Below are 24,822 nucleotides of genomic sequence, written 5' to 3' on the forward strand. Positions count from 1 at the left end.
CCGCCCGCTGACCGATCTTGATCGGTCTCCTGCTAACCTCTGCCCGCTTCGGCAGTACTTCAGAAATCAACAGAGCGATGCAGGGGTGGGCGTTGAAGCGGAGTCACCGCAGAGACCGCAAGAAGAAGCTGATCGCTTACGGGGTGGGCGCGGCGGTCGTCGCGACCGCGGCGATCGGAACGCTCGCGGTGGCCTCACCGGGCCCTGCGACCACGGACGGCAAGCCGGCCGCGCCGGGCTCGGCGCTCCAGGCCCGGTTCGCCGACGCCGCGCGCGAGTTCCACGTGCCGCAGAGCGTGCTGATGGCGGTCTCGTACCGCCAGACGCTGTGGGAGAGCCACGCCGGGCAGCCGTCGACGACCGGCGCGTACAACGTCATGGGCCTGACCCGGGTGACGGCGGACGACGTCGAGCAGCCGACGGACGCGGAGCGCCTGTCGCACCTCAACATGAGCGGCGACCCGACGGTCATGAAGCACTTCGACGCCAAGCGCGCCCTGAAGCGGGCGCCGAAGGCCGTCGACACGAGCGACCCCCGGCTGCACACGCTGGACGAGGCCGCCAAGCTGATCGACAAGTCGGTCGACGCGGTCCGCAAGGACGAGAACCAGTCCGTCCGCGCGGGTGCGGCGCTGCTCGCGAAGTACCAGAAGGACGCGACGGGCTCGCTGCCCGAGGACGCGGGCAAGTGGTACGCGGCCGTCGCCCGCTACAGCCAGGCGCCGGACACCAAGGGCGCGTCGCTGTTCGCGAAGCGGGTGTACGAGTCGATCCGCACGGGCGAGAGCCGCGTCACGGCGGACGGCCAGCAGCTCGCCCTGCCGGCCGACCCGTCGGTGAAGCCGGTCCGGCCGGAGACGATGTCGCTGGCGGCGTTCAACGCGACGACCCAGACGCCGGAGTGCCCGGCGGGGCTGAACTGTGACTTCCGCCCGGCGGCGTACCAGCAGAACAGCTCGACACCGGACGACTTCGGCAACTACAACGAGTCGAACCGCCCCGCGAACGGCGAGGACATCCGCTACCTCGTCATCCACGACACCGAGGGCGGCTACGACGGGTCGCTGAAGACGTTCCAGACCTCGACGTCCTACGCCAGCGCGCACTACATGGTCCGCGCCTCCGACGGCCTGGTCACCCAGCTGGTGGCGACCAAGGACGAGGCCTGGCACGCGGCCAACAAGACGATGAACATGCACTCGATCGGCATCGAGCACGAGGGCTATGCCATCAAGGACAACGCCACGTGGTACACCGAGCCTCAGTACGAGTCCTCGGCCGCGCTGGTGAAGTACCTGGCCAACCGGTTCTCGATCCCGCTCGACCGTGAGCACATCGTCGGCCACGACGAGGTGCCGGGTGTGCTGGACACGAATGTGAAGTCCCAGCACTGGGACCCGGGCCCGTACTGGGACTGGAACCACTACATGACCCTGGTCGGCGCGCCCACCGGCGACCAGGGCGCGGGCGGCCCGCTCAAGGCGGGCCAGCTGGTCCGGGTGGTCCCGCCGTTCACCACGGCCAACCAGCCCACCGTCACGTACGGCGGCAACACGTACAGCCGTCCGGCGAACTTCGGCTACCTGTACACCTCGCCGTCCACCAGTGGTGCGGCGCTCGGTGACCCCTACCTCGGCACCCAGACCGCGTCCGAGGGCCCGAACTGGGGCAACAAGGTCGTCGCGGGCGGCGAGTACGTCGTCGCGGAGGCGCAGACCAACTGGACCGCCATCTGGTACGGCGGCCAGAAGGCCTGGTTCTACAACCCCGGCGGCACCTTCACCGCACCGGTCGGCAAGGCCGGCCAGCCGGTCCTGAAGCCGAAGGCGGGCGCCACGTCCATCCCGGTGTACGGGCGTGCCTACCCGGAGGACTCGGCGTACGCGGGGACCAACGTCCCGGTGCAGTCCAACAACTCCGCCTCGCTGACCAAGTACTCGATCCCGGCCGGTCAGGCCTACACCCAGGCGGGCCCGGCGCAGAACGGCGACTACTGGTTCGCCGGTACGTTCGCGGGCACCGCCACCGGTGACCGCACCCTGGTCCAGGGCAAGACGAACTCCTTCTACCCGATCCGGTACAACCACCGGCTCGCGTGGGTGAAGGCGACCGACGTCGAGCAGGCCACCAGCACCACCCCCGACCCCGGCACCACCCGCTACAACCTGCTCGGCCGGGACTCCTCCGGCGGGCTGTGGCAGTACCAGGGCACCGGCAGCGCCTCGGCGCCGTTCTACGGGCGGTACCGGATCGGCGGCGGGTGGCAGGGCTACAACGCCGTCTCCGCGATGACCGCGCTGCGCGCGGACGGCACCGGTGACATGGTGGCCCGCGACGGCACCGGCACGCTCTGGTACTACCAGGGCAGCGGCAACCCGAACGCGCCGTTCAAGAGCCGCCTCAAGGTCGGCGGCGGCTGGCAGACGTACAACTTCATCACCGGCGCCCGTGACCTCAACGGTGACGGCAAGGCCGATCTGATCGGCCGCGACGGCACCGGCGTGCTCTGGTACTACCAGGGCACCGGCAACCCGGCGGCGCCGTTCGCCGCGCGGGTCAAGATAGGCGGCGGCTGGCAGGGCTACAACGCCATGGTCTCCACCGGCGACCTCAACCGCGACGGCAAGGCCGACCTGGTCGCCCGGGACGGCTCCGGCGTGCTGTGGTTCTACAAGGGCACCGGCACACCGACCGCCCCGTACGCCCCCCGCGTCCAGATCGGCGGCGGCTGGCAGGGCTACAACAGCCTGCTCGGCCCGAGCGACCTGAACGGCGACGGGATCCCGGACCTGGTGGCCCGGGATGGGTCGGGCGTGCTCTGGTACTACAAGGGCACCGGCAGCGCGACCGGCGCGCCGTTCGCCACGCGCGTCCAGGTCGGCGGCGGCTGGCAGATGTTCAACCTGCTGGTCTGAGCAGAACCGATACGCCAGGGGCTCGTCCATCCAGGGGGTGGACGGGCCCTTGGCGTATCCCGCGCCTGATCCGCTAGGGTGCGGGGCATGTTCGCGCACTCGAACCAGAACTGGTGGTGGACCGCTCATCCGGCGGCCCACTGATCGCGCGTACTCCAGACCACGCGAAGGCCGCCCGAGGGGCGGCCTTTTCTGTTTCCCGCGGCCGTTCCTCCCCCTCCCCGGAAGGAACACCCCATGCCGCTCGCCGGACCCCTCGCCAGACTCCTCGACGCCGACTGCCCGCCCTTCGCCCTGATCCGCCGCCGTACGCCCGGCCGCGACCACGACGTGGTCGAGCTGCTGATCGGCGGTGTACGGGAGGTGGAGCGGCTCGCCGACATCCCGTGCGGGGACCGGCCCTCGCTCGCCCTGGTCCCGTTCCGGCAGATCCGCGAGCGCGGCTTCGACGTACGGGACGACGGCACTCCGCTGGCGGTCCTGGAGGCCGACGAGACGTACGAACTGCCGCTGGACGAGGTCCTGGAGGCGCTGCCCCGGCACGAGGTGCGGGTCGAGGGCGGCGGTTTCGACGTCGGGGACGAGGAGTACGCGGGGATCGTCCGGCGGGTGATCGAGGACGAGATCGGGCAGGGCGAGGGCGCCAACTTCGTGATCCGGCGCACCTACACGGGCGAGATCCCGGGCTTCGGCCGGGCGGACGCGCTCGCACTCTTCCGGCGGCTGCTCGCGGGCGAGCGGGGGGCGTACTGGACGTTCGTCGTCCACACCGGAAGTGAAAAGGGGCCCGGAGGGCCTTCCTCGCACGGGCGGGGGCGGGAGACGGGCGGGCGCACGCTGGTCGGGGCGAGCCCCGAGGTGCATGTGCGGATGTCGGGCGGGACGGTGGTGATGAACCCGATCAGCGGGACCTACCGCTACCCGGCGACCGGCCCGACGGCCGAGGACCTGCTCGCCTTCCTCTCCGACGAGAAGGAGATCGACGAGCTCTCCATGGTCGTCGACGAGGAACTGAAGATGATGTGCACGGTGGGCGACCGGGGCGGGGTGGTGGTCGGCCCCCGGCTGAAGGAGATGGCCCATCTGGCGCACACGGAGTACGAGTTGCGCGGGCGGAGCTCGCTGGACGCGCGCGAGGTGCTGCGGGAGACGATGTTCGCGGCGACGGTGACGGGGTCGCCGGTGCAGAACGCGTGCCGGGTGATCGAGCGGTACGAGGTGGGCGGGCGCGGCTACTACGCGGGCGCGCTCGCCCTGCTGGGCCGCGACGCGAACGGCGTCCAGACGCTCGACTCGCCCATCCTGATCCGTACGGCCGACATCGCGCCGGACGGGCGGGTGCGGGTGCCGGTCGGGGCGACGCTGGTGCGCCACTCGGACCCGGCGGGCGAGGTGGCGGAGACGCACGCGAAGGCGGCGGGGGTGCTCGCGGCCCTGGGCGCGCGCCCGGCCCGCCCGGCCGCGTCGCGCCCCTCCCCCGTCCTGGGCGACGACCCCCGGGTGCGGGCGGCGCTGGACGCGCGGCGGGCGGACCTGGCGCCGTTCTGGCTGCGGATGCGGGAGCGGGTGGCGGCGCCGTCGGGCGAGGCGCTGGTGGTGGACGCCGAGGACACCTTCACGGCGATGCTGGCGCATCTGCTGCGGTCGTCGGGGCTGGGGGTGTCGGTGGTGCGGTACGACGCGGCGGGGCTGCGGGAACGTGCGCTCGGCCACCGGGGCCCGGTGATCCTGGGCCCCGGCCCCGGGGATCCCTCGGACGCGTCCGACCCCAAGATGCGTGTGCTGCGCCCGCTGGCGGCGGAGTTGCTGCGCTCCCATCGGCACGGGCTGCTCGGTGTGTGCCTGGGGCACGAGCTGATCGCGGCGGAGCTGGATCTGCCGATCGTCCGCAAGCGGGTGCCGCACCAGGGGGCGCAGCTCCGCATCGACCTGTTCGGCCGCTCCGAGCGGGTCGGGTTCTACAACAGCTTCACGGCGCGGTGCGGGGACGCGGCGGCGGGAGCGTTGGCGGCTCGGGGGGTGGAGGTCAGCCGTGATCCTTCGACGGGGGAGGTGCATGCGGTGCGGGGGCCTGGTTTCGCGGGGGTCCAGTTCCACCCGGAGTCGGTGCTGACGTTGCGGGGGCCGGAGGTGGTGGGGGGTCTGCTGTCGGGCTTGCGCGCGATGTCCCCCACCCCGCCCCTTCCCTAGACCCTCCGGGGGTGGGTGGGGGGTAGGTGGCTCTCCCGGGGGCTTCGCCCCGGACCCCGTTTCGTCTGCAGGTCGTGGTGGGCTGGTCGCGCAGTTCCCCGCGCCCCTGACCACCTAGGGGCGCGGGGAACTGCGCGACCAGCCACAGATCACCCGCAGACGAACGGGGTCCGGGGGCGCAGCCCCCGGGAGGGTCTAGGCCCGTGGGACCAGTACGTTTTCCGTCCGGCGCCCCGCCACATACGCCTCCACGTTCTCCACCGTCGCCGCCACGATCTGCCCCACCGCCTCCTCCGTGTAGTACGCCTGATGCGACGTCACCACCACGTTGGGAAACGTCACCAGCCGCGCCAGCGTGTCGTCCGACACCACCTCCAGGGACTTGTCCAGGAAGAAGAGGCCGGCCTCCGCCTCATAGACGTCGAGGCCGACCCCGGCCAGCCGCCCCGCCCGCAGCTCGCCCACGAGTGCCTCCGTGTCCACCAGTCCCCCACGGCTGGAGTTCACCAGGATCGCGTCGTCCTTCATCCGCCGCAGCGCCGCACGGTCGATCACATGGTGCGTGGACGGCAGCAGCGGCACGTGCAGGCTCACCACGTCCGCCTCGGCGAAGAGCTCGTCCTTCTCGACGTACCGCATCCCGAGCTCCGCACACGCCGGATTCTCCGCCACGTCCCAGCCGAGCAGGTTCATGCCGAAGCCATGGGCGATCCGGGTGAACGCCTCGCCGATCTTGCCGGTCCCGAGCACCCCGACCGTACGGCCGCGCAGATCCCGCCCCATCAGCCCGTCGAGGCGGAAGTCGAAGTCGCGGGTGCGGTTGGAGGCGCGGACGATCCGGCGGTTGACCGCCATCGCCAGCGTCCAGGCGAACTCGGCCACCGAGTACGGCGAGTAGTACGACACTCTCGCCACCGTGAGGCCGAGCCGCTCCGCCACGTCCAGGTCGATGTTGTTGAAGCCGGTCGAACGCTGGGCGATCAGCTGGGTCCCGCCCACCGCCAGCGTCTGCAGCACCGAACGGCCCAGGTCCGCGTTGACACTGGTCGAGATCGCCTCGTACCCGGCCGCGATGGGCACCGTGTCCTCGTTCAGGAACACGTCCAGGCACCGGACGTCGTGCCTGCCCTCGAATGCCTTCTCGATCAGAGGTCTCTCATCGGCCTGCACGCCGAACGCCAGGATGTCCACAAGGATCACCTATGGGTGGATAGGGGCTCAGTGTTCAGTGTGCGCGAATATACGGCCCCTACCCGCGGCCCGCCCGGCGGCGGACCCCGCCCGGCGGCGGCCCGCCCCGGCGGCCCCTCAGCCGAAGAAGACCCCCACCTCCGCGTACAACGCCGGATCCACCGTCTTGAGCCGCGCCGTCGCCTCCGCGATCGGCACCCGGACGATGTCCGTGCCCCGCAGCGCCACCATCTTGCCGAAGTCGCCGTCCCGTACCGCCTCGATCGCGTGCAGGCCGAAGCGCGTGGCCAGCCAGCGGTCGAAGGCGCTGGGGGTGCCGCCGCGCTGGATGTGGCCCAGGACCGTCGTCCTGGCCTCCTTGCCCGTGCGCTTCTCGATCTCCTTGGCCAGCCACTCCCCCACGCCCGAGAGCCGCACATGGCCGAAGGAGTCGAGCGTCTGGTCCTTCAGGACCATGTCGCCGTCCTTCGGCATGGCGCCCTCGGCGACCACCACGATCGGCGCGTACGACGCCTTGAAGCGGGAGGTGATCCAGCCGCAGACCTGGTCGACGTCGAAGCGCTGCTCGGGGATGAGGATGACGTTGGCGCCGCCCGCCAGGCCCGAGTGGAGCGCGATCCAGCCCGCGTGGCGGCCCATCACCTCGACGACCAGGACCCGCATGTGGGACTCGGCCGTGGTGTGGAGGCGGTCGATGGCCTCCGTCGCGATGCCGACCGCCGTGTCGAAGCCGAAGGTGTAGTCCGTGGCGGAGAGGTCGTTGTCGATGGTCTTCGGCACGCCGACGCACTTGATGCCGTACTCGTCGCTGAGCCGGGCCGCCACCCCCAGGGTGTCCTCGCCGCCGATCGCGATCATCGCGTCGATCTCGTACTTGGCGAGGTTCTCCTTGATGCGGCGCACCCCGTCCTCGGCCTTGAGCGGGTTGGTGCGCGAGGAGCCGAGGATGGTGCCGCCGCGCGGCAGGATGCCGCGCACGGCGGGGATGTCCAGCTTGACGGTGTCGCCCTCCAGCGGGCCGCGCCAGCCGTCCTTGAACCCGGTGAAGTCAAAGCCGTACTCCTGCACGCCCTTGCGGACGACGCCTCGGATGACGGCGTTGAGTCCGGGGCAGTCACCGCCTCCGGTCAGTACTCCGACCCGCATGGAATTGTCCCTTCGCCGTGACGGACACAGGAAAGCCCTCGAAGGCTTCTACGAGTCACGCTAAGGGTGACGCAGGTCACCCCGGGATGGGACGAAACGTCAATTCCTTGAATTCAAGGGGGTGTTGACGGGTGGTCATTCACTCGTACGAGCGGAGCACGTTCATGCGCGAGCGGGCTCACACCTCGCTCACACCTCGTCGAGGCCCTGCTCTATCGCGTACCTCACCAGCTCCACGCGGTTGTGGAGCTGGAGCTTGCCCAGGGTGTTCTGGACGTGGTTCTGGACCGTGCGGTGGGAGATGACCAGGCGTTCGGCGATCTGCTTGTAGCTCAGGCCCTTGGCCACCAGGCGCAGCACCTCCGTCTCGCGGTCGGTGAGCTGCGGCGCCTTCGGCTCGTCGGCGGCGGCGGGCGCCGGGTCCGAGGCCAGCCGGCGGTACTCACCGAGGACGAGCCCGGCCAGGCCGGGGGTGAACACCGGGTCGCCGGCCGCCGTGCGGCGCACCGCGTCGGTGAGCTCCTCGGTGCTCGCCGACTTCAGCAGATAGCCGGTCGCGCCGGACTTCACCGCCTCCAGGACGTCCGCGTGCTCGCCGGACGCGGACAGGACCAGGACCCGGAGCGCCGGGTTGGCGCCGACCAGCTCCTTGCAGACCTGGACGCCCGGCATACCGGGCAGATTGAGGTCCAGGACCAGCACGTCGGGCGTGACCGCCTGGGCGCGGCGGACCGCCTGCGGGCCGTCCCCGGCCGTGGCCACCACGTCGAACCCGGCGGCCGCCAGGTCGCGCGCCACCGCGTCGCGCCACATCGGGTGGTCGTCGACCACCATGACCTTCACCGTCTGCCGCTCACTCATGCCTTCGCCTTCCCCCGTGGGACCTTCAGCTCTACTTCCGTCCCCTGGCCGGGCACCGAGATCAGCTCGGCGGTGCCGCCCAGGTCCCGCAGCCGGCCGCGGATCGAGAGGGCGACGCCCAGGCGCCCCTCCCCCTCGGCCTGCGCGAGCCGGCCCTCCGGAATACCGGGACCGTCGTCCCGTACCGTCACGATCACTTCGTCCCCCCAGTCCTCGACCAGGATCCAGGCCTGGGCGCTCTCCCCCGCGTGTCTGCGGACATTGTCCAACGCGGCACTGACAGCGGCCGCGAGCTCGCGTGCCGCGGGGGGTGCGAGCAGCACCGGAGCGCCCGGTTCCGCCAGCGAGACCCGGGATCCGGCGTGCGGGGCGAGCAGACCGCGCAGATCCACCTCGGCCCCGTCGGTCTCGCCCTCCGTGTCCTCGACCGTACGGACCAGCGCGCCCAGCGCCGGGTCCTCGGACGCGCGCGTGGTGGGCACCAGGCCGCTGGAGACCAGGGTCCGCAGGGCGACCTCCTGCTCGCCGGCCATCCGGCCGAGCTCGGCCGCCTCGCCGCCGAGCGCGGTGCCGCGCCGCTGCACCATCGCGAGGACCTGAAGGACGCTGTCGTGGATGTCCCGGGCCAGCCGCTCCCGCTCGCGGGTGGCCGCCTCGATCTCCAGGGCGCGGGCGAGGGTCGCCTCGCTCGCGCGGGCGACCTCCACCACGTAACCGATGGCGACGGAGGCGACCCAGACGAGCAGCACGTTGTGGAGGGTGTCCCGGGTGGGGCTGCCGCGCTCGACCAGGTTGGCGGCGGCGACCAGCGAGGAGGCGAAGGCGGCCCAGCGCCAGCCGCCCTTGATCGCGAACGCGAGCACCGAGCCCGCCGTCCAGATGGTCGGCAGGGTCGGACTGTTCACCGACTGCGCGTCGGCGTCGGCGAGCGGGGTGAGCAGGATGCCGGTGAGCGCGATCGCCAGGTCGACGCCGAGGAACCGCTTGGTGCAGCTCGCCGCGTTCGCCACCCGGGGCAGCGTCGCCAGCGTCCACACCGCGAGCACCGACAGGAAGGCGACGCCCACCCAGGGGCGCTCGAACCCGCGGTACTCCGAGACGAAGACCAGCACCGCGTACACCATCGTGAGTACGCGGTACGCGGTGAGCGCGCGCCACAGCGGCAGCTCTACGGACATCCTGATGACGCGCTCGCGCTTCGCCATGTTCCCCACCCCCGGCCGGACGCTGCTAGTCGCCGGGCCGTTCCGCGTGCTTGGCCTGCTCGGCCTCGCGAGCCTTCTCGGCCTTCTCGGCCGCCTTCTCCTCGTCGGCCTTCCGCTTGGCCTCGTCCGCGATCTGGCGCTTGGCCGCGGTCGCGTAGATGTCCACGTACTCCTGGCCGGAGAGCTTCATGATCTCGTACATGACCTCGTCGGTCACCGAGCGCAGGATGAAGCGGTCGCCCTCCATGCCGTGGTAGCGGCTGAAGTCGAGCGGCTTGCCGATGCGGATGCCCGGGCGCATCAGCTTGGGCATGACCTTGCCGGGCGGCTGGATCTTCTCGGTGTCGATCATCGCGACCGGGATCACCGGCGCGCCGGTGGCGAGCGCCACGCGCGCGAGGCCGCCGGGCTTGCCCCGGTAGAGGCGGCCGTCGGGCGAGCGGGTGCCCTCCGGATAGATCCCGAACAGCTCCCCGCGCTCCAGGACCTCGATGCCGCTCTTGATGGCCGCCTCGCCCGCGCCGCGCGCGCCCGAGCGGTCCACCGGGAGCTGGCCGACGCCCTTGAAGAAGGCGGCGGTGAGCTTGCCCTTCACACCGGGCGAGGTGAAGTACTCCGCCTTGGCGATGAACGTCACCTTGCGGTCCAGGACCGCCGGCAGGAAGAACGAGTCCGAGAAGGAGAGGTGGTTGCTGGCGAGGATCGCCGGCCCCTCGGCGGGAATGTTTTCGAGGCCCTCCACCCAGGGCCTGAAGGCAAGCTTCAGCGACCCGCCGATGGAGAACTTCATTGCGCCGTAGATCAACTCGGATGCCTTCCCTATGTCTGTCGAACAGACCTTAACCCGTGTGGGGCCCGCCCTCCCGCGCGCGGGCCGGTGACGGCTCTGGTCGGTGTCAGTCCGGTCGCGTACCGTGAAGTACGACTCCCCGCCCCCTGCTCATGAACAGGAGATCCCGGTGCCCGTCCTCCCTGGAGCCGAGCCGTTCCGCCACGAGGGCGGAGAGGTCGGCGTCCTCCTCTGCCACGGCTTCACCGGTTCCCCGCAGTCGCTGCGCCCGTGGGCCGACTTCCTGGCCGAGCGCGGTCTGACGGTCGAGCTGCCGCTGCTGCCCGGACACGGCACGCGCTGGCAGGACATGCAGCTCACCGGCTGGCAGGACTGGTACGCGGAAGTGGACCGGGCACTGGGCGAGCTGCTCCAGCGCTGCAGCCAGGTCTTCGTCTTCGGGCTCTCCATGGGCGGCGCGCTGGCGCTGCGCCTCGCGGCCCGGCACGGGGACGCGGTCAGCGGCGTCGTGGTCGTCAACCCCGGCAACAAGGTGCACGGCGTGGCGGCGCACGCGCTGCCGGTCGTACGGCACTTCGTGCGCTCCACCAAGGGGATCGCCAGCGACATCGCCAAGGAGGGCTCGGCGGAGGTGGGGTACGACAGGGTGCCGCTGCACGCGGCGCACTCGCTGCGCCGGTTCTTCCAGCAGGTCGACCGCGAGCTGCCGCAGGTCACCCAGCCGATGCTGCTGCTGCACAGCCCGCAGGACCATGTGGTGCCGCCGGCCGACTCGGCGCGGATCCTGGGCCGGGTCTCCTCCACGGACGTCACCGAGATCCTGCTGGAACAGAGCTACCACGTGGCGACGTTGGACCACGATGCGGAGCGGATCTTCGAGGAGAGTTACGCGTTCATCGGCCGCCTCGCTCCGAGTGTCGGGAAGAAGGGGAGCACGACCGGTGGCTGAGCACGACGCGGACCGCGAGCCGCAGCCGATCGACGAGGACGCCGCATGGGCGGCGATCGTGGCGGGGTACGGCGACGAGCCGTCCGACCCGCCCGGGGCCAAGCCGTTCAAGTCGGTGGAGGACCTGGCACTGCTGGAGGGCGACCGCAACGACACGCCGCCGCCGAAAGCGCCCGCGGCCCCCGAGCCGCCCGAGCCGAAGCCGCTGGGCAGCTCGGTGGTCTTCGCGCCCGGCGTGGGCGGGCCGCGCGACTTCAGCGTGGCGGAGCCGTCGGACTCCGACCTGGACGACGTGGACGAGGGCCACTTCATCCCGCCGGAGCCGCCGCCGCTGCCGGAGACCGACGTCACGGCCAAGTTCGCGTGGCTGGCGGTGATCGGCGGCCCGCTGCTGATGCTGCTGGCGGCGGTGCTCCAGTGGGAGTTCACGTGGTGGCTCACCACGCTGGGAGTGGGCGGCTTCATCGGCGGCTTCGCGACGTTGGTGGCGCGGATGAGCCAGGACGACGAGGACGAGGACGACCCGGGCCGGGGCGCGGTGGTGTGATTTTGGCCCGGAGTTCGTCTGCGGCTGAGTGGTGGGCTGGTCGCGCAGTTCCCCGCGCCCCTGGATGGTTCGGGGCACGCTGTCGTCTGCGGACCGTGGGTGGCTGAGCGCGCAGTTCCCCGCACCCCTAGGCAGTTAGGGGCGCGGGGAACTGCGCGAGCAACCCGGCACGGTCCGCAGACAAAAGCGGGGTCGGGGCGAAGCCTCACTTGCCCGCCCTCCCCAGCCGGGGTAAGGGGGCCGCAGGCCCCGCCCGGGGCCCCGAGGCCCAGCCACCCCCCACCCCCGGAGGGTTCAGGGAAGGGGCGGGGTGGGGGAATCCACCGGCACCCGCACCGCCGCCAGCACCGGCAGATGATCCGTAGCCGCCACAAGATCCCCCTCCGACACCCCCGCCAGCCCCACGGGAACCCCGCACCCCAGCACCTCCACCCCCTCCGTGGCAAAGACCGCGTCGATCCGCTGATGCGGGTCCAGGGGAGTCGAGGTGTGCTCCCCGCCCCAGGGACGGACCGCCCAGCAGTCCTGAAGGGCCCCCGCCAACCGGCGGAACGCACGCCCGTCGGGCCGGTCGTTGAGATCGCCACCCGCCACCGCGTAAGGCACCGACAGCGCCCCAAGGTGATCGAGCAGCAGCCCCGCCTGCGCCTCGCGCTCGTCCGCCTGGAGGCTGAGGTGGCAGCTGAGGACGCCCAGGCGCGCGCCCCCGATCCGTACCACCGCCGAGGCGAACCCGCGCCGGTGCAGGCCGGGTGTGAGCGGGAGCAGGACGTCCTCCGTGCGCTCCACCGACGCCCTCAGCGAGCACAGCAGCAGCGGCCCCGCCGCCGTCGCGCCGCCGCTCAGGACCACGAGGTCGCACGCCGCCGCGAGCCGCGCCGCGGCCTTGCGCCAGCGGAAGAAGCGCGGGGCCTCCTGGATCAGCACCAGGTCCGGGTCGCAGGCGCGGATCACCCGGGCCAGCGCCGCGGTGTCGTCGCGCATCGAGCGGATGTTGTAGCTGAGGACGCGGATCACGGCCGAGCCGTTCTCCGTACGGGACGCGGGAAGATCCGTGAGCGGCATGGGGCACAACATAGAGCAGCGCCCGCCGCGTCCGTGAGGGACGCGACGGGCGCTCAACTGCCGTGCGCGGCCGGGCACTCAGCCCTGGCGCGCCAGATCCGCCGCGCCCACCAGACCCGCCTTGTTGCCGAGCTGCGCCGCCAGCACCTGCGCGTGCGGCCGCCACTGGCCGCCGATCAGCCAGCGCCGGAACGACTTGCGGATCGGGTCGAGGACCAGCTCGCCCTCGTCCGAGACGCCGCCGCCGACGATGAACGCCGAGGGGTCGAAGAGCGAGGCCAGGTCGGCCAGGCCCGCGCCCGCCCAGCGGGCCAGCTCGCGGAAGGAGTCCACCGCGACCGGGTCGCCCTGCCGGGCGGCGGCGCTGATGTGCTTGCCCTCGATGCCCTCGATCGTGCCGTCGCCGAGGGCGAGCAGGATCTCGGCGTTCTCGGGGGTCGCGTTGGCGCGCTGGCGGGCGTACCGCACGAGCGCGCGCCCCGAGGCGTACTGCTCCCAGCAGCCCTGGCTGCCGCAGCCGCACAGCAGCCCGTCGGGCACCACGCGGATGTGGCCGAACTCGGCGGCCACGCCGAAGCGGCCGCGGCGCAGCTTGTTGCCGATGATGATGCCGCCGCCCAGGCCCGTGCCGAGCGTGATGCAGATGACGTCCTCGTGGCCCTGACCCGCGCCGAACTTGTACTCGCCCCAGGCCGCCGCGTTCGCGTCGTTCTCGACGACGACCGGCAGTCCGACCCGCTGCTCGACCTTGTCCTTCAGCGGCTCGTGGCGCCAGTGGATGTTGGGTGCGAAGAGCACGGTGGCGCGCTTGTCGTCGACGTATCCGGCGGCGCCGATGCCGACGGCCTCGATCTGGTGACCCTGGCCGGCCCCTTCGACCGCGGCGCAGATCGCGTCCACGATGGCGTCAGCGGTCGGCGGCGTGGGCACGGTGTGCGTCTCGAGGATGTGGCCCTCCTCGTCGACCACTCCCGCCGCGATCTTGGTGCCGCCGATGTCGACGCCGATGGTGAGTCCCATTAAGTCCCTCAGTTTTCGGTCGAGCCCCGCTAAGGCCAACCGTACCCGAGGGCGGGCACCCGTCAGTCAGTCCAGGTCGATGTGCTCGGTCGGCCCCGCGCCCGCCCCGCCGTCGCCCTTCTTCGGCCCGCCGGAAGGACCGCCCGACGACCCACCCGAGGACCCGCCCCGGGCCGTACCGGAAGGCTCGCCGGACGCCCAGCGGCGCTCATGGCCCTCGACCGCCGAGCGGTAGGCCGCCAGCAGCTCGCCGCCCGCCGCCGCGAGGTGGTCGAAGACCTGCGGGTTGCGCTCGATGACCGGCTCGACCACGGCCTTCGCCTGGCCGATCAGCTGCTGCACGGCGCTCTGCGCGGCCATGCCGGGCAGCGAGGACTGGAAGGAGGCGACCTTGTCGGCGACGGCGTCGACCAGCTTGCGCAGCTCCTCGGCGGCCGAGCCGGGCGGCGGGCCGTAGGCGGCGCGGCGGCGGGCCTTCTCCGCTGCGAGGTCCTCGGCGCACGCGTCGGCCCAGGCATCCGCGTCGGGGGCGGGACGCTCGGTGGCTTCGCTCATGGCGGACTCCAGCTACTGAAGAGAAGGGTCTGTTCTCTCGACGTTACCCGAATGGGGGTACGGCGTTCAGCGCGTCCGGGGCCACAGATCCGGGTCCGGGGTGAACCGGATCCGCAGGACGCCGTCGGTGAGCCCGGCGCCGGAGACCGTGCAGCGGCGCAGCGCCGAGGGCAGGGTGGCGATCTTGCGGAACGGGCCGGCGGTGAGCAGGAGTTCGTCGCCGCGCCGCACCAGACCGAGCTGGTCGCGGGTGGCCCCGGGCAGCGGCAGGTGCCACACCAGGACGCCGTCGTCGGCCAGCCGGTCCTCGACGTGCCAGGGCTCGGGGCGCGGGGAGGCGCCGCCCTCGGACCACAGGCCGACCTCGCCGGTCGGGCCGTCGATCAGCTCGTCCAGCTCCTCGGCGCCCCGAGGGTCGCGGCCCAGGTGCGGGACCTCGTGCAGCGCTGCGGCGCCGAACTCCTCGGCCAGCTCCTTGAGCACGGACTGCTGCTGCCCGGAGAGAGCGGCCAGGAAGGGGTCCGCCGAGCCGGTGGGCAGTACGCGGTTGGCGATCACCGCGTCGGGCGCCGCCCCGTGCAGGGCCAGGCCCAGGCGGGCGGTGCGCAGGGCGGCCGCGGCGGTCGGGGTGGGCTCGGCGACCAGCCGTACGGTCGTCGACGGGTCCGCCACCACGGCCTCGACGGCGGCGAGTTCCGCGTCCCAGCGGGCGGCCGTCTCGTACAGCCACTGCGCGGGCATCGGGACTCCGGCGAGCTGGGCGAGGACCGGGCGCAGCGAGCGGGCGGCCTGCCGCTCGGGCGGCAGCAGCCGGCGCAGATAGCGGCGCAGCTGCCCGGGCAGGGCGAGGGCGGCGACGCTCTGGTGGACCGGCGGCATGTCGACGACGACGAGGTCGTGGTCGCCCGCCGCCGTCTCGCGCAGGGCCTTGAGCAGGGCCAGCTGCTCGGCGCCGGGCAGCTCGGTCAGCTCCTCGCCGTCGAGGCGGCCGGCGCCCAGGAGCTCCAGGACGGCACCGGCCCGGTCCTGGAGGGCGAGCAGTTCGGTGCGGAAGTCGGCGCCGGAGTCGATGCGTACGACGTCCAGGCCCGCCACCTCCTCGCCGCCGAGCAGCGGGGTGAGCGGGTCGTCACGGTCGGCGCTCAGGAGCAGGGCGCGCTCCCCGCGCCGGGCCGCCGCGAGGGCGGTCGCGGCGGCGACGGTGGTGCGGCCCGCGCCGCCGGGACCGGTGACGAGGACCGTACGCACGTCAGGCCTTCTCGGCCCCGTCGGCGGTACCGGCCGCCGCGCCGCTCTCGACGCGCTTCTTCAGGCCCGCGAGCGCGCGGTCGATGATGACCTTCTCGGCCTTGCGCTTGATCATGCCGAGCATGGGGATCTTGACGTCGACGGTCAGCTGGTAGGTGACCTCGGTATGGCCGCCGGGGGCGGCGGCGAGGGCGTACGAGCCGTCGAGGGCGCGCAGCATCTGGGACTTGACCAGGCTCCAGCTCACCTTGTGGGGGCCGTCCCAGGTGTACTTGAGGGTGTGGTCGTCCTTGATGGCGCCCGCGTCGAGCACCAGCCGGACCTGCTCGGCCCGGCCCTCGGCGTCCTGGGACAGCACCTCGGCCTGCTTCACCTCGCCGGTCCACTCCGGGTAGCGGGCGAAGTCGGCGATCACCCCCATCACCTCGGCCGGTGCCGCCTCGATGGTGATAGACGAGCTGGTGTGTTCCGCCATCGTCGTGGCTCCTCCAGTGCGCGGGCCGGTGTGGGGTGACAGAAGTGCAGGCTATCGCGTGCCGCCGGGGCCTTTGCCCGGAGCCCGGATCACCACTCCAGGGCGAAGGGGCGGGAGGTGGCGGCGAAGTGGCCGACGTTCACGCACTCGGTGCGGCCGATCCGCATCCGGCGGGCGAGCGGCTGGTGGACGTGGCCGAACAGGGCGTACCAGGGCCGGGTCCTGCGGATGGCTTCGAGCAGGGCGCGCGAGCCGCGCTCGAAGCGGCGGGGCACCGTGTCGTAGCAGAGCTCGGGGACGTCCGGCGGGATGTGCGAGCAGAGCACGTCGACCTCGCCGAGCGCCTCGACCTTCGCCGCGTACTCCTCGTCGGAGATTTCATAGGGCGTTCGCATCGGGGTGCGCAGCCCGCCGCCCACGAAGCCGAAGACGCGCCCGCCGATCTCGACCCGCTCGCCGTCCAGGACGGTGGTGCCCGGTCCGGCGTACTGCGGCCAGAGGGTCGGTATGTCGACATTGCCGTAGGTGGCGTACGTCGGGGTGGGGAAGGCGGCGAACATCTCGGCGTACTGGCGGCGCACGGCCGACTCGATGGCGGCCTCCCGGTCGAGTCCGGCCCACAGGGAGCGGCCCAGGTCACGGGCCTCCTCGAAGCGGCGGGCGGTGCGCAGGGCGACGATCCGGTCGGCGTTCTCGACGCCGAAGAGGTCGGGGAAGATCCCGCGTGAGTGATCGGCGTAGTCGAGGAAAAGGACGAGGTCACCCAGGCAGACGAGGGCGTCCGCGCCGTCGCCCGCCTTCGCCAGACCCTCGGTGTTCCCGTGCACATCGCTGACCACATGTACTCGCATGGAGCCACCCTAGGCCGCCGGACCTGCGGTTACTTCCGAGTCGCGAAAGGAGTGGACTACTGTGCGCGATGCGGCGTGAAACCGTGTGACGCAGCGAACATCTGACCAGGACCCCCTATCGGGAACCCACTACCGGTGGGTAACGTCCGGGCAGTCCAGTCGTGCTCGGAGCGCCGCCCCCACGGGTTCTCCGGGCACCTGCCCGATCTTGGACCGCAGCCGGTGCGTCACACAGAGCCGTGGCACCGGCGCCCGATGAGGAGCAGCAGTCTTGCGCGAGTTCAGCCTTCCGGCCCTGTACGAGGTCCCCACGGACGGCAACCTGACGGATCTGATCCGCCGCAATGCCGCTCAGCATCCCGATGTCGCGGTCATGGGCCGCAAGGTCGCGGGACGCTGGACCGACGTTTCCGCCACCCAGTTCCTCGCCGAGGTCCGCGGTGTGGCCAAGGGCCTCATCGCCGCCGGCGTCGAGCCGGGCGACCGGGTGGCCCTGCTCTCCCGCACCCGCTACGAGTGGGTGCTGCTCGACTTCGCGATCTGGAGCGCGGGCGCGGTCACCGTCCCCGTGTACGAGACCAGCTCGCCCGAGCAGATCCAGTGGATCCTGGGCGACTCCGGCGCGACCCTGTGCGTCGTCGAGTCCGAGGCGCACCAGGCCTCCGTCACCTCCGTGCAGTCCGCGCTGCCCGCCCTCAAGGGCATCTGGCAGCTGGACGCGGACGCGGTGGCCCAGCTCACCGCGTCCGGCTCGGACATCTCGGACGAGCTGCTCGACCAGCGGATGTCCTCGGCGCACGCCGACGACCCGGCGACCATCGTCTACACCTCCGGCACCACCGGCCGCCCCAAGGGCTGTGTGCTCACCCACCGCGCCTTCTTCGCGGAGTGCGGCAACGTGGTGGAGCGCCTCAAGCCGCTCTTCCGCACCGGCGAGTGCTCGGTCCTGCTCTTCCTGCCCGCCGCGCACGTCTTCGGACGGCTCGTCGAGGTGGCGTCCGTGATGGCGCCGATCAAGCTCGGCTGCGTACCGGACATCAAGAACCTCACCGACGAGCTGGCCTCGTTCCGGCCGACGCTGATCCTCGGTGTGCCGCGCGTCTTCGAGAAGGTCTACAACGCGGCCCGGGCCAAGGCGCAGGCCGACGGCAAGGGCGCGATCTTCGACAAGGCCGCGCACACCGCGATCGCCTACAGCCGCGCGCTCAGCACGCCGCAGGGCCCCTCGCTCGGCCTCAAGCTCAAGCACAAGGTCTTCGACAAGCTCGTCTTCAGCAAGCTGCGCGCGGTGCTCGGCGGCAAGGGCGAGTACGCCATCTCCGGCGGCGCCCCGCTGGGCGAGCGGCTCGGCCACTTCTACCGGGGCATCGGCTTCACGGTCCTGGAGGGGTACGGCCTCACCGAGTCCTGCGCCGCGACCGCGTTCAACCCGTGGGACCGGCAGAAGATCGGCACGGTCGGGCAGCCGCTGCCGGGTTCCGTGGTGCGCATCGCGGACGACGGCGAGGTGCTGCTGCACGGCGAGCACCTGTTCACGGGGTACTGGAACAACGAGGCGGCGAGCGCCGAGGCGCTGGCCGACGGCTGGTTCCACACCGGTGACATCGGCACCCTCGACGAGGACGGCTACCTCGCGATCACCGGCCGCAAGAAGGAGATCATCGTCACGGCGGGCGGCAAGAACGTCGCCCCGGCGGTGATCGAGGACCGCATCCGCGCGCACGCGCTGGTCGCGGAGTGCATGGTGGTCGGCGACGGGCGGCCGTTCGTGGGCGCGCTGGTCACGCTCGACGAGGAGTTCCTGTCCCACTGGGCCGCGGACCACGGCAAGCCGGCCGGCTCGACGGCGGCCGCGCTGCGGGAGGACGCGGAGCTGCTCGCGGAGGTGCAGCGAGCGGTGGACGACGGCAACGCTGCGGTCTCCAAGGCGGAATCGGTGCGGAAATTCCGCATTCTCACCTCCCAGTTCACGGAGGAGGCGGGGCACATCACCCCGTCGCTGAAGCTGAAGCGCAACGTCGTGGCGAAGGACTTCGCGGACGAGATCGAGGCGATCTACGCCCACTGAGGGCTACGCCGTGATCAGCGCGGCACGTCCTCCGCGAGGACGCGCTCAAGGTTGCGCTCGGCGAGCGCGGTGATCGTGACGAACGGGTTGACGCCGATGGAGCCGGGGATCAGGGCTCCATCGGTGACGTAGAGGCCCGGATACCCCTTCACCCGCCCGTAGCCGTCGGTCGCCCGCCCCAACGGGCAGCCGCCGAGCGGGTGGTAGCAGAAGCCGTCCGCGAACGGCGTGTCGTTGCCGAACAGGTCGTACCGGTAGATCGTCGCGTTCTTGAGGTTGATCCGGTCGAAGAGCCTCCTGGTGGCGTCGACCGAGGGCTGGTTCTGCGCCCTGGTCCAGTTGAGCCTGGCCGAGTCGGTCGCCGGGTCGTATGTGAACGTGCCGCGCTGCGGGTTCTTGGTGATCGCCAGATACAGGCTCACCCAGTGCTCGAAGCCCATCGGCAGCGGGGCGATCTCGGCGAAGACGGGGTTTGCGGCGTTGTCCCAGTCGTCGATTCCCAGGGCGGGCATGGTGGCCTCGTTGGCGCCGACCGTGTCCCACATGTGGTTGGCGCGGGCGGTCATGATGTTGCCGTTGGTGCCCCAGCCGGTGCCGACGGCCGGATCGAGGGCGGGCAGCGCGCCGGTCTCGCGGGCGCGCAGCAGCAGTTCGGTGGTGCCGAGGCTGCCGGCGCCGAGGAAGAGCTTCCCGCAGCCGATCTCGCGGGTCTCCACGACCTTGCCGGTGAGGTCGGTGCGGTCGGCGGTGACCACATAGGTGCCGTCGGGCTGGCTGCGGATCGCGCGGACGTGGTGCAGGGTCTCGATGGTGACCTTGCCGGTGCCCAGGGCCGCGGCGAGGTAGGTCTTGTCGACGGACCGCTTGCCGTGGTTGTTGCCGTAGATCACCTCGCCCGCGAGCGCGGACTTGACGGCGGTGCCGGCGGCTTCGCGCTTCATGTACCCGAAGTCGTACACGTTGGGTACGAAGACGGTCTTCAGGCCCGCGTTCTGGGCGGCCTTGCGCGAGGTACGGGCGAACCTGTACCACTCGGTGGACTCGAACCAGGCCGGGTCGACGGTGTTCACGCCGAGCATGGCGTTGGCGCGCGGGAAGTACGTGGCGTACATCTCGGCGGCGTCGACCTGCGGCAGGACCTCCGCGAAGTAGTCGCGGCGCGGGGTGACGGCCATGCCGCCGTTGACCAGCGAGCCGCCGCCGACGCCGCGGCCCACGTACACGGACATGTCGCCGTAGTTCACCCGGTCCAGGACGCCGGGGTAGGGGCTGATGCTCTTGTTGACGACATCGAGCCAGAGGAACGTGGCCAGAGGTGCCTCGGTGCGGGTGCGGAACCACATCGATCGCTGGTCCGGGGCGGAGGTCGAACAGAAGACCTTGCCGTCCCCCGCGGGGGTGTCCCAGAGTCTGCCCATCTCCAGGACGAGGGTCTGGATCCCGGCCTGGCCGAGCCGGAGGGCGGCGACGGCGGCGCCGTAGCCGGAGCCGATGACCAGGGCGGGGGTGTGGGTGGCGGCTTGCGCCTGCGCGGCGCGGGCGGGGTCGAGGGTGAGCCGGGTCAGGCCCAGCAGGGCGGCGGTCTGGAGGGCGCCGAGTCCCAGGAGGTGACGGCGCGTCAGATTCGGTGTCATGCGCGCAGCATGGGCGGAATTCGGGCTTCCGCCCAGAGTTCACGTTGTCTTAAATCTGAGTGACCGTCAGAGGTGGGAGTGTGTTGGGCCCGGGGTTCGTCTGCGGGTGTGTGGTGGGTTGCTCGCGCAGTTCCCCGCGCCCCTAAAGGCCTGTGGCTGAGCTGGGTTCTCCGGCTACATCGGACTACCTAGGGGCGCGGGGAACTGCGCGACCAGCCACCCACGGTCCGCAGACGAAGGCCGGGCCCGGCCACCGGCGGCCCGCAGGTGCAGGCCGGGCCCAGCCGACCCTCACAGCAACAACCTCAGCCTCCCCGCCAGCAGATCCCAGCGCCACTTCTCCTCCACCCACGCCCGCCCCCGCTCCCCCATCCGGCGGCGCAGGTCCGGGTCCTGGAGGAGGGTGGTGATGCGGTCGGCCGACTCCTCGGGGGAGCCGCCGCGTACCACCCAGCCCGTCTCGCCGTCGAGGACCGCGTCGGGCGCGCCGCCCGAGTCGCCCGCGACCACCGGCAGGCCGGTCGCCGAGGCCTCCAGGTAGACGATGCCCAGGCCCTCGACGTCGAGGCCGCCCCGGCGCGTACGGCAGGGCATGGCGAAGACGTCGCCGGCGCCGTAGTGCGCGGGCAGTTCGGCCCAGGGGACGGCACCGGTGAAGCGGACCGAGTCCGCGACGCCGGTGTCCTGGGCGAGCTTGTGGAGGTCCGCCTCGTACGGGCCGCCGCCCACGATCAGCAGCACCGCGTCCGGCACCCGCGCGAGGATCGCGGGCATCGCGAGGATCAGGGTGTCCTGGCCCTTGCGCGGGACGAGCCGGGAGACGCAGACGACCACCGGGCGGTCGGTCAGGCCCAGGCGCTCGCGCACCGCGGCGCCGCCCGAGTCCGGGTGGAAGGTCTTCTCGTCGACGCCCGGCGGCAGTTGGACCATCCGGTCGGCCGCCCGCTCGGTCAGCGCGGCCGCGATCCGGGAGCGGGTGTACTCACCCAGATAAGTGATCGTGTCCGTGCCCTCGCCGATGCGCCGCAGCAGTTGCCGCGAGCCGGGCAGCTGGGCCCAGCCCGCCTCGTGGCCGTGCGTGGTGGCGACGAGCCGTTCCGCGCCCGCCCGGCGCAGCGCGGGCCCCATCAGGCCGAGCGGCGCGGCGGCCCCGAACCACACCGAGGAGCAGCCGTGCTCCTTGAGCAGCCCGACCGCCCGCCGGGTCACCCGGGGCGTGGGCAGCAGCATGGTGGTGCGGTCGCGCACCACGGTGAAGGGCTGCTCGGCGTCGAAGGCTGCGGTCGCCTCGACGCCCTCCCGGCTCCGCTTCCAGGTAGACGCGTAGACGACCAGCTGCTCGGGGTCCAGGCGCAGCGCCATGTTGTGCAGGAACGCCTGGATCCCGCCGGGGCGCGGCGGGAAGTCATTGGTCACGATCAAGGTCTTGTGCATCGCCGCCGACAGTACCGAACGGCCCCGCCTCGTCGCTCACACACGGCCCCGCCCGGCATCATGACTGCTCGAAACTCCAGAAACCCGGTCTTACGGACGAGGTGGGCATGTCGGCGGGAAACGGCACAGGGACCCCGAAGAGCATCCGGTCCGTGGTGGCGGTCTTCGCCGTCACCCGGTGTCTGCTGCTGCTCTGCGTCTTCCGGGTCCTCCTCGTCCCGGGCCCGGACGTCACGAGCGACGTCTCGGTCATCTACCAGGGCTGGTACGAGGTGCTGCGGACCGGCACGTATCCGCTGGACGACGTCACCTGGCAGTACCCGCCGGCGGCGGCACTCGCGATCCTCTCCCCCGCCGCCGTCCCCTTCCTCGACTACGCCTCGGGCTTCTTCGTCCTCGCGCTCCTCGCCGACGCGCTGGTTCTGGGGCTGCTCCTGTACGCGGCCGGGCGCCCCGGCAAGTCCCTTGCGGGCGCCCGGATCTGGGTCTGGGGCGTACCGCTGCTCGGGCCCACCGCGTACGCGCGCTACGACCTGATGGTGACGGCGGTCGCGGTGGCCGCGCTGCTCGCCGGGGTCCGCCGCCCCCGGGTGCTCGGCGCGCTCGCCGCGCTCGGCGCCCTGCTCAAGGTCTGGCCGGTGCTGCTGCTGGCCCGGGCACCCCGCCGGGCGTGGGCGGCGGCGGCCGTCACCGCCGGGGTGTTCCTGCTCGGCTGCCACGCGGTCGCGCCCGGCGCGTTCGCCTTCCTCACCTTCCAGCGCGACCGCGGCACCGAGGTCGAGTCGCTCGGCGCCCTCGTCTTCCATGTGGCCCGCCACTTCGGCTGGCGCGGCCGGGTGCAGCTCAACTACGGGTCGGTGGAGTTCCTCGGCCCGTACGTGCCGCTGGTCTCCACCCTGGCGATGGGGCTGACGGCGGCGGCGTTCGGCTGGCTGCTGCTGTGGCGGCTGCGGGCGCGCCGCACCGGGCCGAGCACGCTCGCGGACGCCGCCTTCACGGCCGTGCTGCTCTTCACCACCACCAGCCGGGTGATCAGCCCGCAGTATCTGATCTGGCTGGTCGGGCTGGCGGCGGTGTGCCTGGTCTTCGGCGGCGCCCCGATGGCCCGGCCCGCGCACCTGGTGCTCGCCGCCGCGGGCGTGACCCTGCTGGAGTTCCCGATCTGGTTCTCGCACGTGGTGGCGAGCGACTGGCTGGGGGTGCTGCTCCTGTCCGTACGCAACGGGCTCCTCGCCGTGGCGTCGGTGAGCGCGTGCCGGCGGCTGTGGCGGGGCACGGTTCCCCGGCCCACGCTGCCCGTTCAGCAGGTCCGCACCCGGGTGTTCTCGGTCCTGGTCCGCTGACCGGCCGTGCGCAGCCGCCGGTGCATCCGGGCGACGGCGGCGCACTGGAGCCCCATGGACAGCGCCATCGCCAGACAGATCCCCGGCAGCCCGAGCCCGGACAGGCAAAGGGCGAGCGGCAGTTGGAGGGCGACGCCGCACGCGGTGACCCCGGCGAGCGCCGGGCTGCCGCCGCTGCCCTCGAAGACCCCGCCGAGGGCGATGCAGACGGAGAGCAGCACCAGGTACGGGCCGAGGCAGCACAGATAGAGCGTGCCGGCCGCCGCGACCTGGCCGGTGGCGCCGAACGCGGCCATGATCCAGGGCGCGGACACGAGCAGCAGCAGCGCCGCCGTCAGCCCCAGCGCCCCCGAGACCAGCGCGGCCTGCCGCCCCACCGCGACCCGCTCGTCCCGCCCGGCGCCGAGCAGATGGGCGGTGTGGATGGCGGCGGCCTGGCGTACGGCGTAGAAGGCCATGGTGGCCGCGTACATCGCCTTGGTGGCGATGCCGTAGGCCGCGACCTCGCCGACGCCGACCCGGGCGACGATCGCGACGAGCGCGAGCGAACCGGCCATCCGCACCACGAAGTCGGCCGACATCGGCAGCCCGGTCGCCGCTGTCGCGCGCAGCTCCGCGCCGAGGCCGGTGGGCCGCACCGCGTGCCGGGCGGCTCTCAGCACGGCGTTGCGCCGCAGGGCCACCAGGCCGCAGAGCAGCGCGGCCGAGCGGCCGAGCACGGTGGCGAGGGCCGCGCCCCGGACGCCGAGCCCGCACCCCAGGATCAGCAGCGGATCGAGGGCGAGGATCAGCCCGTTGGCCAGGAAGGCGAGCCGCATCGGCGTGCGGGTGTCGCCCGCGCCCTTGAGGATGCCGTCGACGACATTGGTGGCGAAGAAGACCGCCGTGCCGGGCAGCGCGATCGCGAAGTAGCCGGACGCCAGGGCGAGTACGGCCTCGTCGGCGCCGCCGAGCACCAGCCGGGCGAGCGGCTCCCGGCAGAGGAAGCCGCCGCCCGCGACCACCGGCGTGATCAGCGCCCACAGGGCCCAGCCGCCGCGCACCGCCGCCCGTATCCCGCCCGGGTCGTCGGCGCCCCTGGCCCGGGCGACCAGGACGGTGGTCCCCGTGCCCGCCATCAGGATCAGGCCGAGCAGCAGGTTCTCCACATTGGTGGCGACGGCGACCGCGGCGACCGGGTCCCCGCCGAGCCGGGCCACCCAGACCATGTCGATCACCCCGGCCGCCACCCCCGCCAGGAGCTCGAAGTAGACCGGGTACGCGAGCGAGACCAGCCGACGGCGGTGTGACACGAGATCCCTCCCCCTCTTTTCGCTGTACCTCGATTCGAGGTAC

21 protein-coding genes are annotated in these 24,822 nt (G+C 72.1%); 7 read left to right on the plus strand and 14 right to left on the minus strand.

All coding sequences use genetic code 11. The annotated features are described in order from the left end of the window. Positions 1-92: 92 nt before the first annotated feature. The 3 genes from BX283_RS14025 (at position 93) to BX283_RS14035 (ending at position 5,105) form a co-directional block, all read left to right on the plus strand. Entirely contained in the window at positions 93-2,915 is a 2,823-nt protein-coding gene (locus BX283_RS14025) for an N-acetylmuramoyl-L-alanine amidase (protein WP_101387956.1), read from the plus strand. 87 nt (positions 2,916-3,002) lie between these two features. Continuing rightward, a complete protein-coding gene (locus tag BX283_RS42435) occupies positions 3,003-3,059 on the plus strand; it encodes a trp operon leader peptide (protein ID WP_101392327.1) in 57 nt (18 codons plus the stop codon). Between the two features lie 93 nt (positions 3,060-3,152). Beyond that, the gene (locus BX283_RS14035) at positions 3,153-5,105 is read left to right on the plus strand and encodes an anthranilate synthase family protein (RefSeq protein WP_101387957.1); all 1,953 of its coding nucleotides are present in this window, start codon (positions 3,153-3,155) and stop codon (positions 5,103-5,105) included. Positions 5,106-5,300: 195 nt separating this feature from the next. On the opposite strand, the gene BX283_RS14040 is transcribed toward BX283_RS14035, so the two are convergent. The 5 genes from BX283_RS14040 to BX283_RS14060 form a co-directional block, all read right to left on the minus strand. Continuing rightward, positions 5,301-6,296 carry a 2-hydroxyacid dehydrogenase gene (locus tag BX283_RS14040; protein ID WP_101387958.1) on the minus strand — a complete coding sequence of 332 codons (996 nt, stop codon included), beginning with the start codon at positions 6,294-6,296 and terminating at the stop codon, positions 5,301-5,303. Positions 6,297-6,413: 117 nt separating this feature from the next. After that, positions 6,414-7,442 (minus strand): 6-phosphofructokinase, encoded by a 1,029-nt coding sequence (locus tag BX283_RS14045; protein ID WP_101387959.1) that lies wholly within the window; start codon positions 7,440-7,442, stop codon positions 6,414-6,416. Positions 7,443-7,631: 189 nt separating this feature from the next. After that, positions 7,632-8,303, minus strand: coding sequence for a response regulator transcription factor (locus tag BX283_RS14050; RefSeq protein ID WP_101387960.1), 672 nt, complete (start codon positions 8,301-8,303; stop codon positions 7,632-7,634). Beyond that, positions 8,300-9,508 carry a MacS family sensor histidine kinase gene (gene macS, locus BX283_RS14055; protein ID WP_101387961.1) on the minus strand — a complete coding sequence of 403 codons (1,209 nt, stop codon included), beginning with the start codon at positions 9,506-9,508 and terminating at the stop codon, positions 8,300-8,302. Before macS ends, BX283_RS14050 begins: the two co-directional genes overlap by 4 nt. Before the next feature lie 25 nt (positions 9,509-9,533). After that, positions 9,534-10,313, minus strand: coding sequence for a 1-acyl-sn-glycerol-3-phosphate acyltransferase (locus BX283_RS14060; RefSeq protein ID WP_101387962.1), 780 nt, complete (start codon positions 10,311-10,313; stop codon positions 9,534-9,536). A gap of 154 nt (positions 10,314-10,467) precedes the next feature. On the opposite strand from BX283_RS14060, the gene BX283_RS14065 reads away from it, so the two are divergent. Together BX283_RS14065 and BX283_RS14070 are read left to right on the plus strand one after the other, a co-directional pair. Beyond that, on the plus strand, positions 10,468-11,247 hold the full coding sequence (locus tag BX283_RS14065) for a carboxylesterase (RefSeq protein ID WP_101387963.1): 780 nt from the start codon (positions 10,468-10,470) through the stop codon (positions 11,245-11,247). Further along, positions 11,240-11,794 (plus strand): hypothetical protein, encoded by a 555-nt coding sequence (locus BX283_RS14070; RefSeq protein WP_101387964.1) that lies wholly within the window; start codon positions 11,240-11,242, stop codon positions 11,792-11,794. The genes BX283_RS14065 and BX283_RS14070 overlap by 8 nt, the downstream gene beginning before the upstream one ends. A 294-nt stretch (positions 11,795-12,088) precedes the next feature. Here the strand turns inward: BX283_RS14070 and BX283_RS14075 are convergent, their stop codons facing one another. From BX283_RS14075 to BX283_RS14100, 6 genes are all read right to left on the minus strand, one after another. Then, a complete protein-coding gene (locus BX283_RS14075; protein WP_101392328.1) occupies positions 12,089-12,859 on the minus strand; it encodes an endonuclease/exonuclease/phosphatase family protein in 771 nt (256 codons plus the stop codon). 78 nt (positions 12,860-12,937) lie between these two features. Further along, complete coding sequence (locus BX283_RS14080; protein WP_101387965.1) at positions 12,938-13,879, minus strand: ROK family glucokinase; 942 nt, start codon at positions 13,877-13,879, stop codon at positions 12,938-12,940. A gap of 66 nt (positions 13,880-13,945) precedes the next feature. Next, complete coding sequence (locus BX283_RS14085; protein WP_101387966.1) at positions 13,946-14,434, minus strand: DUF5304 family protein; 489 nt, start codon at positions 14,432-14,434, stop codon at positions 13,946-13,948. A 66-nt stretch (positions 14,435-14,500) separates the two neighbouring features. Next, positions 14,501-15,682, minus strand: a complete 1,182-nt coding sequence (locus tag BX283_RS14090) for an ArsA family ATPase (RefSeq protein WP_101387967.1) — start codon at positions 15,680-15,682, stop codon at positions 14,501-14,503. A gap of 1 nt (position 15,683) precedes the next feature. Next, positions 15,684-16,157: an SRPBCC family protein gene (locus BX283_RS14095; protein ID WP_101387968.1), complete on the minus strand. Its 474-nt coding sequence runs from the start codon at positions 16,155-16,157 to the stop codon at positions 15,684-15,686. Positions 16,158-16,246: 89 nt separating this feature from the next. After that, positions 16,247-17,008, minus strand: a complete 762-nt coding sequence (locus tag BX283_RS14100) for a metallophosphoesterase (RefSeq protein WP_101387969.1) — start codon at positions 17,006-17,008, stop codon at positions 16,247-16,249. Between the two features lie 271 nt (positions 17,009-17,279). On the opposite strand from BX283_RS14100, the gene BX283_RS14105 reads away from it, so the two are divergent. Continuing rightward, entirely contained in the window at positions 17,280-19,076 is a 1,797-nt protein-coding gene (locus tag BX283_RS14105) for a long-chain fatty acid--CoA ligase (protein WP_101387970.1), read from the plus strand. A gap of 14 nt (positions 19,077-19,090) precedes the next feature. On the opposite strand, the gene BX283_RS14110 is transcribed toward BX283_RS14105, so the two are convergent. Both BX283_RS14110 and BX283_RS14115 read right to left on the minus strand, forming a co-directional pair. After that, complete coding sequence (locus tag BX283_RS14110; protein ID WP_101387971.1) at positions 19,091-20,710, minus strand: GMC oxidoreductase; 1,620 nt, start codon at positions 20,708-20,710, stop codon at positions 19,091-19,093. A 291-nt stretch (positions 20,711-21,001) separates the two neighbouring features. After that, positions 21,002-22,144, minus strand: a complete 1,143-nt coding sequence (locus BX283_RS14115) for a glycosyltransferase family 4 protein (RefSeq protein WP_101387972.1) — start codon at positions 22,142-22,144, stop codon at positions 21,002-21,004. Positions 22,145-22,251: 107 nt separating this feature from the next. Between BX283_RS14115 and BX283_RS14120 the strand changes: the two genes are divergently transcribed. Then, positions 22,252-23,487 carry a glycosyltransferase 87 family protein gene (locus BX283_RS14120; protein WP_101387973.1) on the plus strand — a complete coding sequence of 412 codons (1,236 nt, stop codon included), beginning with the start codon at positions 22,252-22,254 and terminating at the stop codon, positions 23,485-23,487. Here the strand turns inward: BX283_RS14120 and BX283_RS14125 are convergent. Beyond that, positions 23,445-24,779: an MATE family efflux transporter gene (locus BX283_RS14125; protein ID WP_101387974.1), complete on the minus strand. Its 1,335-nt coding sequence runs from the start codon at positions 24,777-24,779 to the stop codon at positions 23,445-23,447. The two genes, BX283_RS14120 and BX283_RS14125, sit on opposite strands and share 43 nt — an antisense overlap. Positions 24,780-24,822 lie beyond the last annotated feature (43 nt).

The sequence above is a fragment of the Streptomyces sp. TLI_146 genome (assembly GCF_002846415.1).
Lineage (GTDB): Bacteria > Actinomycetota > Actinomycetes > Streptomycetales > Streptomycetaceae > Streptomyces.